Origin of the sequence: Nonomuraea sp. NPDC051191 (assembly GCF_044455665.1) — a bacterium.
In the GTDB taxonomy this organism is placed as follows: domain Bacteria; phylum Actinomycetota; class Actinomycetes; order Streptosporangiales; family Streptosporangiaceae; genus Nonomuraea.
Map to the genome: position 1 here is coordinate 325,660 of NZ_JBITEZ010000015.1, position 11,917 is coordinate 337,576.

General features: G+C 72.7%; 11 protein-coding genes. 4 read left to right on the forward strand and 7 right to left on the reverse strand.

Translation table 11 applies throughout. The features are described 5' to 3' along the window. Window positions 1–14 precede the first annotated feature (14 nt). Window positions 15–872 (reverse strand): NAD(+)/NADH kinase, encoded by an 858-nt coding sequence (locus ACIA8R_RS39170; protein ID WP_357695602.1) that lies wholly within the window; start codon window positions 870–872, stop codon window positions 15–17. Window positions 873–951: 79 nt separating this feature from the next. Here ACIA8R_RS39170 and ACIA8R_RS39175 point away from each other — a divergent pair, with 79 nt between their 5' ends. Continuing rightward, on the forward strand, window positions 952–1,803 hold the full coding sequence (locus tag ACIA8R_RS39175) for a DUF72 domain-containing protein (protein ID WP_397042545.1): 852 nt from the start codon (window positions 952–954) through the stop codon (window positions 1,801–1,803). A gap of 25 nt (window positions 1,804–1,828) precedes the next feature. On the opposite strand, the gene ACIA8R_RS39180 is transcribed toward ACIA8R_RS39175, so the two are convergent. Beyond that, complete coding sequence (locus ACIA8R_RS39180; RefSeq protein ID WP_357695599.1) at window positions 1,829–3,100, reverse strand: cytochrome P450; 1,272 nt, start codon at window positions 3,098–3,100, stop codon at window positions 1,829–1,831. A gap of 151 nt (window positions 3,101–3,251) precedes the next feature. On the opposite strand from ACIA8R_RS39180, the gene ACIA8R_RS39185 reads away from it, so the two are divergent. Next, window positions 3,252–4,394 carry a glutamate--cysteine ligase gene (locus ACIA8R_RS39185; RefSeq protein ID WP_397042546.1) on the forward strand — a complete coding sequence of 381 codons (1,143 nt, stop codon included), beginning with the start codon at window positions 3,252–3,254 and terminating at the stop codon, window positions 4,392–4,394. Between the two features lie 11 nt (window positions 4,395–4,405). Here the strand turns inward: ACIA8R_RS39185 and ACIA8R_RS39190 are convergent, their stop codons facing one another. Both ACIA8R_RS39190 and ACIA8R_RS39195 read right to left on the reverse strand, forming a co-directional pair. Next, entirely contained in the window at window positions 4,406–5,941 is a 1,536-nt protein-coding gene (locus tag ACIA8R_RS39190) for an NAD(P)-binding domain-containing protein (RefSeq protein ID WP_397042547.1), read from the reverse strand. Beyond that, window positions 5,941–6,501, reverse strand: coding sequence for a carboxymuconolactone decarboxylase family protein (locus tag ACIA8R_RS39195; RefSeq protein ID WP_397042548.1), 561 nt, complete (start codon window positions 6,499–6,501; stop codon window positions 5,941–5,943). Before ACIA8R_RS39195 ends, ACIA8R_RS39190 begins: the two co-directional genes overlap by 1 nt. Window positions 6,502–6,653: 152 nt before the next feature. Between ACIA8R_RS39195 and ACIA8R_RS39200 the strand changes: the two genes are divergently transcribed. Beyond that, entirely contained in the window at window positions 6,654–7,046 is a 393-nt protein-coding gene (locus ACIA8R_RS39200; protein ID WP_357695590.1) for a nuclear transport factor 2 family protein, read from the forward strand. Window positions 7,047–7,080: 34 nt separating this feature from the next. Here ACIA8R_RS39200 and ACIA8R_RS39205 read toward each other — a convergent pair whose 3' ends face one another. Beyond that, window positions 7,081–7,608 carry a carboxymuconolactone decarboxylase family protein gene (locus ACIA8R_RS39205; RefSeq protein WP_364096637.1) on the reverse strand — a complete coding sequence of 176 codons (528 nt, stop codon included), beginning with the start codon at window positions 7,606–7,608 and terminating at the stop codon, window positions 7,081–7,083. 330 nt (window positions 7,609–7,938) lie between these two features. Here ACIA8R_RS39205 and ACIA8R_RS39210 point away from each other — a divergent pair, with 330 nt between their 5' ends. Further along, window positions 7,939–8,634 carry an NAD(P)-binding domain-containing protein gene (locus ACIA8R_RS39210; protein WP_364096959.1) on the forward strand — a complete coding sequence of 232 codons (696 nt, stop codon included), beginning with the start codon at window positions 7,939–7,941 and terminating at the stop codon, window positions 8,632–8,634. A gap of 25 nt (window positions 8,635–8,659) precedes the next feature. On the opposite strand, the gene ACIA8R_RS39215 is transcribed toward ACIA8R_RS39210, so the two are convergent. Then, complete coding sequence (locus ACIA8R_RS39215; protein ID WP_397042549.1) at window positions 8,660–10,852, reverse strand: SpoIIE family protein phosphatase; 2,193 nt, start codon at window positions 10,850–10,852, stop codon at window positions 8,660–8,662. A 77-nt stretch (window positions 10,853–10,929) separates the two neighbouring features. Further along, the gene (locus ACIA8R_RS39220; protein ID WP_357695584.1) at window positions 10,930–11,703 is read right to left on the reverse strand and encodes an SDR family oxidoreductase; all 774 of its coding nucleotides are present in this window, start codon (window positions 11,701–11,703) and stop codon (window positions 10,930–10,932) included. Window positions 11,704–11,917: the final 214 nt, after the last annotated feature.

The window sequence follows — 11,917 nt, forward strand, 5'->3', positions numbered from 1 at the left end:
GCCGGAATCGAGGCTCAGCCGACCTCGGCGCTGCCGTCCACGCGCAGCTTGCGGCGGGCGCGTTCGTAGAAGGTCGTGCCGACGCGGACCACCTTGGCCGCCCCGGGCCAGGCCGTGACCGTCACGGTGTCGCCGGGGCACAGGTGGCCGACGACCCGGCCGTCCACCTCGACGGCGAGCCTGCCGCTGGTGGGCAGCACCTCCAGCGTCACCTCCTCGTCGGCGGGCAGCACCAGGGCCCGGTTGAAGGAGGAGTGGGCGGCGGCGGGCACCACGAGGATCGCCTCCACCCGGGGCGAGACGATCGGGCCGCCGGCCGAGAAGCTGTAGGCGGTGGAGCCGGTGGAGGTGGCCACGATCACGGCGTCGGCGGACAGGCTCACGAACGGGCTGCCCGACGGGGTCACCGACACGCCGGCCAGCCCCTCGCCGGGGATGCGCACCAGCGCGATGTCGTTGAACGCCGTCACCCCGACCCCGGCGACCTCGCTCCTGATGGCCATCCGGGGCTCGATCGTGTACTCGTGGCGGTCGATGGCCGACAGCGTGCCGGCCAGCTCGTCGACGTCGATCTCGGCCAGGAACCCGAGCTTGCCCAGGTTCACCCCCAGGATGGGCGTGGGCCGGCCGGCCAGCAGCCGCATGGTGCGCAGCATCGTGCCGTCGCCACCGAGCCCCACCAGCAGGTCGGCCCGCTCGACGAGGGCGACCGCGTCGACCGGGACGGCGCTGCAGTCGATGCGTCCGACCTCCTCGGGCAGCCCGAGCACGGTGGCCCCCTTGTCCGCGGCCCAGCGCAGGATGGTGTCGATCGCCTTCTTGGAGTCGCGCTGGGGATGCAGCACCAGCCCGACCGTCCCGACCATGCCCATGCGACCAGCCTAAACGGTGACGTTCCAGTACATCGGAGGCGGGCCCTGAGCACCCGGCGGCTCCGCTAACGTCGAAGGCATGCGGCTTCATGTGGGATGCGCGATGTGGACGCACACACCGTGGAACGGACGTTTCCTGCCCCATCCGCTCCCGCCGGGAGAGCGCCTGCGCGCCTACGCCACCTGGTGCGACGCGGTCGAGGGCAACACCACGTTCTACGCCACCCCCGCCCGCGCCACGGTTGAGTCGTGGGCCCGCCAGATCGACCCCGACTTCCGCTTCGTGGTCAAGCTGCCCAAGTCCATCACCCACCACCACCGGCTGACCGGCGCCGAGCAGGACCTCCACGCCTTCCTCGACGCCATCGAGCCGCTCGGCCCGCGCGCGCACGCCCTGTGGGCGCAGTTACCGCCCGCCTTCGGACCGGCCGACCTCGGCACGCTGGCGGCCTTCCTGCGGCGGCTCCCCCGCTCCCACCGCTACGCCGTGGAGGTGCGCCACCGCGCCTTCTTCGAGGACGCCCGCCAGGCCGGGCTGCTGGAGCGGGTCCTGGCCGCGGCCGGCGCCGAGTGGGTGCCGTTCGACACCGTGACGCTGTTCCGCAGCCCGCCGACCAGCGACGCCGAGCGTGACGCGTGGACGAAGAAGCCGCGCGTGCCGCGCCGCACCCGCGCGCTCACCGGCCACCCGATCGTCCGCTACCTGGGCCGCGACTCCGTCGAGGCCACGGTGGAGGGCTGGCGGGGATGGGTGGCGACGGTCGCCGGGTGGCTGCGCGAGGGCCGTTCCCCCACCGTGTTCGTCCACACGCCCGACAACGCCGACGCGCCGATGCTCGCCCGCCGCTTCCACGACGAGGTGCGCGCCCTGGTGCCCGAGCTCCGGCCGCTGCCCGAGCCGATGCCCGCCGAGCCGCCCACGCTGTTCTGACCGGCCGCCGGAATCGTGGGCGCGCTCACCGGCCGCCCGGCCGTTCGCGCAGCGTGTAGCGGATCGGCAGGTGCTTGAGCCCGCCCACGAACGTGGTGGCCACCCAGGCGGGCTCGCCGTCGAACTCGACGCTCTCCAGCCGCGGCAGCAGCTCGGCGAACAGGGCCCGGATCTCCATGCGGGCGAGCGCGGCCCCGAGGCAGAAGTGCACGCCGGAGCCGAAGGCCAGGTGCCGGTTGGGGTCGCGGCCGGCGTCGAACCGGAACGGCTCGGCGAACACGTCCTCGTCCCGGTTGGCCGACGGGTACGACAGCAGCACCGACTCGCCCCGCCTGACCGGCGTGCCGCGCACGTCCGTGTCGGCGGCGGCGGTGCGCATGAACTCCTTCACCGGGCTCACCCACCGGATCATCTCCTCGGCCGCCAGCGGCAGCAGCCCGGGGTCGCGGCGCAGCCGCCGCAGCTCGCCGGGGTGCCGGATGAGCGCCTCCAGGCCGCCGGCGATGGTGGAGCTGGTGGTGTCGTGCCCGGCGGTGGCGATGATCACGTAGTAGGAGGCGGCGTCGAGGTCGCTCAGCGGGCGGCCGTCCACGCGGGCGTTGGCGATCTCCGAGGCGAGGTCGCCGGTGGGCCTGGCCCGGCGGGCGGCGGTCAGTTCGCGGAAGTAGGCCAGCAGGTCGGCCAGCACGGCGGTGTGGTCCTGGGCGGTGCCGCCGCGCCGGTTGTCGCTGTCGTCCTGGCCGAACAGCTCCTGGGTGAGCCGCAGCATGCGCGGGAAGTCGGACTCGGGCAGGCCCAGCAGCGACAGGATGACGTAGAGCGGGTAGTGCACGGCGACCTGCCGGGCGAAGTCGCAGGAGCCGCCGTGGGCGGTCATGCGGTCGACGTAGCGGCGGGCCAGGTCGCGTACGCGCACCTCCAGGGAGCGCATGGCCCTGGGCCTGAACCAGTCGGCGGCGACGGCCCGCACGACGCGGTGCTCGGGCTCGTCCATGTGGACGAGCGTCTTGAGGCCGGTGCCGCGCGCCCGCTGCTCGGCCAGGCGCGCGTCGATCTCCGCGCTTCTCAGCACGGGACGCGGGGCGCTCAGCCACAGGGCCTGGTTCCGCTCGATCTCCAGCAGGTCCGCGTGCCGGGTGACGGCCCAGAAGGGGTTGTAGCCGGGCACCTCCACGCGGTGCACGGGCGACTCGCGGCGCAGCAGCGCCAGGGCCTCGTGCAGCCGGGTCTCGTCGGCGTACGCGGCGGGCGTGGCGAACACGTGCCCGGCCTCCTCCACGGACATGGTCGCGGTCACGGGCGGGCCCTCCTCTCGATGCGGGGGTAGTGCGGCCAGGAGAGCCATTCCCCCGGAGCGAGTGCGCCATTCGGCCCTCCTGCCGGGCCCGGCAGGGCAAGATCGGACGCAGCGTCCCCGCAGTCGAGTGCAGCAGTGGAGTGGAGTGGACATGACGGCTACCGCCGAGTCGTTACGGCAGGCCTCCGGCGGCGCGACCGCCCGGCTGATGGGCGTCGAGGAGGAGTACCTGGTCGTCGATCCGGCCACCCGAGCGGTGGCGCCGGGGGCGGCGGCCGTCGTCGAGCGCGCCGCGGCCGGTCTGGGCGACCGGGTCTGCACGGAGATCACGCAGTTCCAGGTGGAGGCCAAGACGGCGCCCTGCGCGAGCCGGACCGAGCTGGACGGCGAGCTGCGGCGGATGCGCGAGGTCGTGGCCGCCGCCGCGCGCGCCGAGGGCCTGGCCGTGGTCGCCTCCGGCACACCGGTGATCGGCGACGTCGTCCCGCCGCCGATCACCGAGCACCCCCGGTACGGCGTCGGCATCGACAACTACCGCGCCCTGCACGACGAGCAGGCCATCTGCGCCGGTCACGTGCACATCCACGTGCCGGACCGGGAGCAGGCCGTGCTGGTCTGCAACCACGTGCGGCCGTGGCTGCCGGTGCTGCTCGCGCTCATGGCCAACTCGCCCTTCTGGGCCGGTCGCGACACCGGTTACGCGGGCTGGCGGGTGCTGGCCTGGGGCAAGTGGCCGGTGGCCGGGCCGCCGCCGTACTTCGGGTCGCTGGAGCACTTCGAGCGCACGGTCGCGGCACTGACCGACAGCGGCGCCCTGGTCGACCCCGGGACGCTCTTCTGGGACGTGCGCCCGTCGGCCCGGCTGCCCACGGTGGAGGTGCGGGTGGCCGACGTGCCCGCCTCCACGGCGGAGTCGGTGTTCCTCGCGCTGGTGGTGCGGGCGCTGGTCACGGTGTCGCTGATCAAGGTGGAGGCCGGCGACCCGGGCCCCGAGGTGCCCGGCGAGCTGCTGCGCGTGGCCTACTGGCGGGCAGCCAGGGACGGGCTCGGCGGGGCCGGCGTCGATCCGTTCACGGGGGCGGCGCGGCCGGTCGCCGAGCTGGTGGAGGGGCTGCTGGAGCACGTCGGGCCCGCGCTGGCGGCCGCCGGCGACCTGGAGGCGGCCGCGCGGGGATGGCGGTCGCTGCGCGAGGACGGGGGCGGCGCCGACCGCCAGCGGGCCGCGCACGCCCGGCGCGGGGCGCTCGCCGACGTGGTCGACGATCTCGTGACCCGCTTCTCCCCCGACGTCTGAGGCCGGGCGGCCTACGGCTGGAGCCGGGCGGCCAGGAACGCGCGCAGGGGCTCGGCGTGGCGGGCCGGGTCGCGCCAGCGGGCCTGGAGGTCCTCCAGGAGGTGCTGCTCGGCGACCGGCTCGCCCTGCCGCCAGGCCCGGACGACGGGATGCAGGAAGGCGCACTCGTCGGCCCGCTCGGGGGTGGGGTGGCGCTGGATGGCGAACACGTCGGCGCGGTCGCGCGGCCCCCAGCGCAGGGTCAGCGTGAGGCACAGCTCGTCGGCGGCGAAGCGTTCGCGGGCGTAGTCCTCCGGCAGGTCCTCGTAGTGGCGCACGACGCCGCCGGGGCCCAGCACGTACGCGTCGGACAGGTACTCGAACTGGGTCCACAGCGCCGAGCTGTGGTTGACCCGGTCGAGCATCGACGCGGTCAGCGCGCCGGCGTCGGCGGGCAGCTCGCGGACCGGCAGCGGCCTGCCCTCGTAGCGTTCGAGGAGCAGGGCGGTCAGGGAGCGCAGGTTGTAGCGGAAGCCGTCGATGAACGCCGAGGAGGCCCGTTTGAAGTCGCGGGCCTGCATGAGGGTGCCGGCGAAGTACAGGCCCTCGACGTCGGCCGACTGGAAATCGGGACGGATCGCCGGCATCCGGCCGTTGGGCGTCAGCGCGGGACGGCAGGAGTCGCCGAACAGGCCGGTGTCCATGGTGAAGCCGGTGCAGCGCAGGACGGCGTCGTAGTCGAGCAGCGCCTGCTCGCCGTCGGCCAGCGTGTACGTGATCGCGGCCCTGATCGCGCCGCCCTCGCGCCAGAGGCGGTCCACGGTGCACTCCAGCACGCCGTGCAGGGTCTTGAACCAGTAGCTGTCCAGGAAGGCGCCGTACTGGCCGCGGACGTGGCCGGGGTGCTTGCTCGTCCAGGCCAGCCGTACGGGGCTCGGGCTGGCCAGGTGGATGACCGCGGCGTGCGGGAGCAGCGCCTGGGCGGTCTCGAAGGCCGAGTTGCCCTTGCCGATGACCAGGACGCGCCGGTCGGCGAACTCCTCGCCGTTGACGGGGACGTCCTCGTAACCGGTGGCCAGCTCGATGCCCGGGATGTCGGGGATGTGAGGGCCACCCCAGCCGGTCGCGACGATCAGGCAGTCGGCGCGGACGACCTGCCCGCCTGCGTGGACGACGAAGCCCTCGCCGTCCTTCTCCACGCGCTCGACGGCCGTCGAGTACCGCACCCGCAGCCCGTGGACGCGCTGGAAGTCGGCCAGGTAGCGGACCAGGTCGTCGGCGTGCGGGAAGTACTCCTGGGAGTACTGCGGGAACATCAGGTCGGGCTCGTCGTTGAGCAGGGAGTTCCAGTCCCAGCGGAGCTGGATCTCCCTCTCCTTCTCGCCGGTGTGCACCTTGTTCAGCGAGATGAGCCGCCGGTGGCGCGGGTAGCGGCGGAAGAAGCCGCCGGGCGCGTCCTCGCGTTCCAGGGTGAGGTAGTCGGCCCCGGCGCGCTGCAGGAAGTAGCTGAGCTGCAGCCCGCCGGGTCCCGCGCCGATGATCACGAACCGGTGGCGTTCCTCGGTCATCAGCCCTGCTGTCCCGCCACCGGTGGGACGGTCGTGTAGCCGTGTTCGAGGATGCGCTGCGCGGCCAGGTCGTAGCCGGCGGGGTCGTCGGGGGCGTGCGTGCCCAGGCCGTCGACGTACCGGTTGAACATGCAGAACGCGGCCGCGATCAGCACGGTGTGGTGCAGTTCCTTGTCGGTGGCCCCTTCGGCCCTGGCCGCGGCCACCAGCTTGTCGGTGACGTCCCTGCCGCTCTGCTGCACGGCGGCGGCGATGGCGAGCAGGGCGCGGAGCTTGGGCGGGACGGGGGCCGTGCCGGGGTCGGCGCGGACCTGGTCGACCAGTGTCATCCCTTCGGGGAGCTGGGCGGCGGCGAACGCGGCGTGCGAGGCCGTGCAGAACCGGCACTCGTTGAGCCCCGACACGTAGGCCGCGATCAGTTCCCGTTCGCCGCGACTCAGCGTGCTGTCGCCTCGCAGGAGGACCTCGGCCAGCGCGTTCATCGGTGCGGCCGTCTCCGGGCTGAACTGGAAAAGTCCGCGGATCCCTGGCTCGTCGGAATCGAGGGCGATATGGGGCATGCAAGCTCCCAGCGATGCGGTTTTCTCCTAGTCTGCACACTCCTGCAAATTGCGCAAGATCTCCTTTGATCCGCCTCCTCCTTGTCTCCTGCAACTGACGCGCGTAATGTCACGGACGCCACCTAAACCCCGTTTGTGACTGGGCGGTCGTCATGGATGAGCATCCCCACATCACCGTTGCCAGCAATACCTACGACGCCATTGCCAAGGGCGACCTGGAGGACCTTCGCCGGCTGCTCGCCGACGACGTGATCTTCCATGTCCCCGGTCGCGGCCCGATGGCCCGCGACTACTCCGGCAAGGAAGCCGTGCTCGGCTACCTGGCCGAGCTGCTGCAGTCCACCACCGGCACGTTGCGCCTGGAGCCGGAGTCCTATCTCGTCGGCGGCGACCAGGTCGCCGCGGTCCTGCGCATCCGCGGCGAGCGCGAAGGCCGTTCGCTGAACGACCGCGGCATGCAGTTGTTCAGGATCACCGACGGGAAGATCAGCGAGCGCTGGAGCTTCCCGCTCGACCCCTATTCAGTGGACGAGTTCTTCGGCTGACCGCACGACGCTCGACGGCGCCGGACGGGGCCGCTCAGCCGGCCTCGTCCAGTGCCTCCGCCAACGACTCGTCGTTCCACACCTTCACGTATCCGCTGGTCAGGCGGGCCCTGTCGGCATAGTGGCCGGGGTCGTCGGTGGCCAGCGTGGCCAGGCCGTCCACGTACCGGTTGTACATGCAGAAGGCCGCCGCGATCAGCACCGTGTCGTGGATCTCCAGGTCCGTGGCGCCCTCCTCGCGGGCCGCGCGCACGTGCTCGTCGCCGACCTCCCGCCCGCTTCGCTGGACCGCGCCGGCGATGGCCAGCAGGGCCTTGAGCTTGCCGGAAAGGGGGGCCGCCGCCGGATCGGCGCATGTCTCGTCGACCAGCGTCATGCCGTCCGGCGCGCGCACGGCGGCGAAGGCCGCATGGGTGTGGAAGCAGAACCGGCACCGGTTCAGCGACGACACGTACGCGGCGATCAGCTCGCGCTCGCCGCGGGTCAACGGGCTCTCCCCGCACAGCAGCACCTCGGAGAGCAGGGTCAGCGGTTCGGCCGCCTCGGGCCGGTAGCGGAACAACCCCCGGATGCCGGGCTCGTCGGATATCAGCTGGATATGCGGACGATTCCCGCCCGCGTGATTGACGAATTCACGCCGCTCGGCGTCGCGCGAGACGGATCGTAATGCTGAATTTCCCATTCGGCCCTCCAACGTCCGTTTGCCTGCCTATGGCATCCAGTGTGCGGGTTCACCGTGCGCGGATTCCGCCGCGGAACGACCAGGAAGTTGCGTACCGCTGACCACTTGATGTCAACGGCGCCGATGGAATTACCGCCCGCCATCCGGTCGCCGGGCGCTCCGGCGCGCCGACCGGGCCTCTGACCAGCGATAACAGCAGGTGACGATACGCTGGCGAACAGTAGCTGGCGGACAATCCGGGGGCAGGGCATGAAGATCGGCATCATCGGCGCGGGGAACATCGGCGGCACGCTCACCCGGCGCCTGACCGAGCTGGGACACGAGGTGGCGGTGGCCAACTCGCGCGGCCCGCAGACCCTGGCCGACCTGGCCGCCGAGACCGGCGCCACACCGGTGACCGTCGAGGAGGCGCCCCGGGGAGCCGACGTGGTCGTGGTCACGATCCCCCAGGGCAAGGTGCCCGAGCTGCCCGACGACCTGTTCGGCGACGTCACCGGCGGCCTGACCGTCGTGGACACCGGCAACTACTACCCCCAGCGCGACGGCAGGATCGACGAGATCGAGGCCGGGATGCCGGAGAGCCGATGGGTCGAGCAGCAGCTCGGCCACCCGGTGGTGAAGGCGTTCAACAACATCTACGCCGACCACCTGGGCCACGGCGGCCGCCCCTCCGGCAGCCCCGGACGCATCGCCCTGCCCGTGGCCGCCGACGACGAGCGCGGCAAGAAGATCGTGATGGCCCTGGTGGACGCGCTCGGCTTCGACCCGGTCGACGCCGGCGGGCTCGACGAGTCGTGGCGGCAGCAGCCGGGCAGCCCCGTCTACACCACCGACAAGGACGCCGAAGGCGTCAGGGAGGCCCTGTCGCAGGCCCGGCAGGAACGCACCCCGGAGTGGCGCGCCTGACCGGGGCCGGCGTCAGGGGCCGGCGTCAGGGGCGGCCGATGCGCAGCAGCATCATGGCGATGTCGTCGGCACGGTGGCCGACGGACGCCGCCGTTCCGATCATGGTCTCGGCCACGTCGGTGAGCGGCTGGTCCGGCGACGGGGCGAACCCTGCGGCCAGGCCGCCGATGGCCTCGCCGAGGTCGCGTCCGGGCACCTCGACGAGCCCGTCGGTGTAGAGGGCCAGCACCGAGCCGGGCGGCAGGTCGAGCTGGGTGCTGGCGTACTCGGTGCCGGGGTCGATGCCGAGCAGCACCCCGGGGGCGGTCTCCACCACCTGGGCGGGCTCCCCGGGCCGGCGCAGCAGTGCCGGCAGGTGGCCCGCGCTGGCCACGCAGGCCGTCCCCCGGCCCAGGTCGATGCTGATGTAGAGGCAGCTCGTGAACCGGTCGGGGGCCAGCTCGCTGAGCAGGCGGTTGGTGTGCGCGAGCACCTCGCCGGGGTTGGCCCCCGCCGTCGCGTGGGCGTGGATGGCGGTACGCACCTGGCCCATCAGCGCGGCGGCGGTGACGTCGTGCCCCTGGACGTCCCCGATGACGGCGGCGGCCACCCTCTCCTCCAGCCGGATGAGGTCGTAGAAGTCGCCGCCGATGTCCATGCCGGGCGTGGCGGGCAGATAGCGGGCGACCACCTCCAGCCCGGGGACGCCGGGCAGGGTGCGCGGCAGCAGGCTCGCCTGCAGGGACTGCGCGAACTGGTGCTTGACGTCGTAGAGGCGGGCACGCTCGAACGCCTGGGCGATGAGCCCCCCGAGGGCCGTCAGGCTGGCCCGCTCGTCGGTGGTGAACCGGTGGGGACGGTCGTAGGCCAGGATGCACATGCCGGCCGTCCGCCCGCCGACGGTCAGCGGCAAGAATGCCCAGGCCGACAGGTCGTCCGACCTGATCGCGTCCGGGTACGTCGCGCGCAGCTCGGCCCAGGTGCCGAAGAAGGCCGGCGCCCCGGCGGCGAGGGGGTGATCGGGCGCGAGCTGCACGATGGGCCGTCCCTCGTACTCCTCGACCGCCTGCTCGCTGTATCCGCGGGAGGCGGCCACGTGCGTGCGCCCGCCCTTCGATGTGAGGATGGCCAGGGCCTGCACGTGGTAGGCGGGCATCACGTGGTCGGCGACCAGGTTGATCACCTCCTGGGCGGTGACGGCCCGCGCCAGGGTGGTGGCCAGGTGCAGCATCTCGTGCAGCGCGACCAGGCGCGGCGGCCGGTCGGCTGCGGCGAGCTGGTCGGGCATGACGGGACGCGGGTCGCGGGCCATCGTGCTCGGCGTGACGCGCACGGTGACGCCGGCCAGGCCCGGATAGAGGTGGAAGGCCAGCCACTGGCCGCCCGGGTTGCGGGTGGTGAAGTAGGTGACCTCCTGGCTGACCACCGCGGCGCGGTAGCGGTCCTCGTAGGCCGGATCGTCCAGCCAGGTCAGGGCGTCCCAGGGCCGCTTGCCGATCAGCTCGTCGGCCTCGGCCTGCAGCAGCTCCTCGGCGGGGGCGGTGAGCAGGACGAGCCGGCCCTCGACGTCGAGCATGCAGTAGCCCTCGGGAAGCCGGTTGAGGCAGGTCAGCAGGAGGTCGTCGCCGCCGGGCGGCTCCCTGGTCAGCACGCGCGGCTGGTGCCCCGGCGGCACCGGCCGGTCCCCGCGTGGGACGATCTCGGCCAGGTCGGCGCAGGTGGCGGTCAGGACGTCGAGGTGCCGCCGGGTGGGCCGGCCCGCCGGGGCGGGCGGCCAGAGCAGCATCATGGCCCCCCGCACCTCGCCGTCGCGGTCGACCAGGGGCGCGGCGGCCAGCGCGAACCCGTACGGGAAGGCCAGCGCCACGAGCGGGAACTCGCGGGCCATGGACTCCCGGTCGGGCACCCACACCAGCCGCCGCTGCCGCACCGCCAGCGCGATCGGCGACTGGTCGGTCGTCCTGACCAGGACCCACGAGCGCGAGAAGGGCTCGGGGAGCCCCGACTCGGCCTCCATCATCAGCAGGCGCCCGTCCTCGGCCAGGGCGAAGAGCACGCACACGTGCGCCTGCGTGCTGATGGCCGCGCCGAGCAGCAGCCTGTCCTGGTGCGCGTCGCGGATCAGGCCGCCACCGTCACCACCACCGTCGCTGCTGCCGCCGCCTTCACCGTCTCCGCCATCGGCGCCGTTGCCGTGCGGCGGGTCGGGAGGTGGCGGCTGGTGGGGGATATCTCCCATGAAATCAGGCTATGCAAGCTCTATATCCGGAAATATTTACTCTCCGTAAGGGATGAGCAAAGTATTCCGGCGCTTGTTCAGGCGAGTGGACCGAGGTACGTCCCGCCCGAGACGTCGATGGTCTGACCGGTCACCCACCGCGCCGCGGGGCCGGCCAGGAACCCGACCACGTCGGCGACGTCCTCGGGCTCGCCGAGCCGGCCGAGCGCGGTGATGGACTCCAGCCCGGCCACCACCTCGGGGATAGAGGTGTAGCCCGCCGTCATGTCGGTCCGTACGGCGCCGGGGGCGACCGTGTTCACGGTGATGCCGCGCCTGCCCAGCTCGTTGGCGAGCGTCGGGGCCATCGCCTCCAGCGCCGCCTTGCTGATCGTGTAGCCGAGCTGGGTGACGACGGCGATCCGGCTGGCCGTCGAACCCATGTTGATGATGCGTCCGCCGTCGTTGAGCAGCGGCAGGGCGCGCTGGATCACGAAGAACGGGGTGGTGACGTTGATGGTCATCACCCGCTCGAACTCCTCCGGGGTCAGGTGGGCGATCGGGGCCGTCGAGGCGATGCCCGCGTTGTTGACCAGGATGTCCAGGCCGCGTCCGCCCAGCTCGGCGGTCAGGCCCTCGAACAGCCTGTCCACCACCCCCTCGACACCCTCGGCGCCGAAGCGGGCGCGGACGGTGAACGCCTGGCCGCCGGCGTCCTCGATCAGGGCCACGGTCTGCTTGGCCGCCTCGTCGTCGCCGCCGTAGTGCACGGCCACCAGCGCGCCCTCGGCGGCCAGCCGCAGCGCCACCGCCCGGCCGATGCCCCGAGAGCCGCCCGTCACCAGCGCCGTCCTGCCCGTCAGCATGCCCATTGTTCGCTCCCCACGTGTGTGGCCTGTGCTCCGCGGTCGCGGAGACAGGTCAACAGTGGCGGGGGCGGCTCACCGCGTACTCACCGCCGGCTCACCGTCGTCGGGGCGGGTCATCGTGCCTAGTGGGCCGTCACGCAACCTTGGCCGGGTAACTGGTCCAGCTTCTGATCGGCGAACTGGCGGCGAAGTTCGTCTTGGGCTGGGCTCGGGCGTT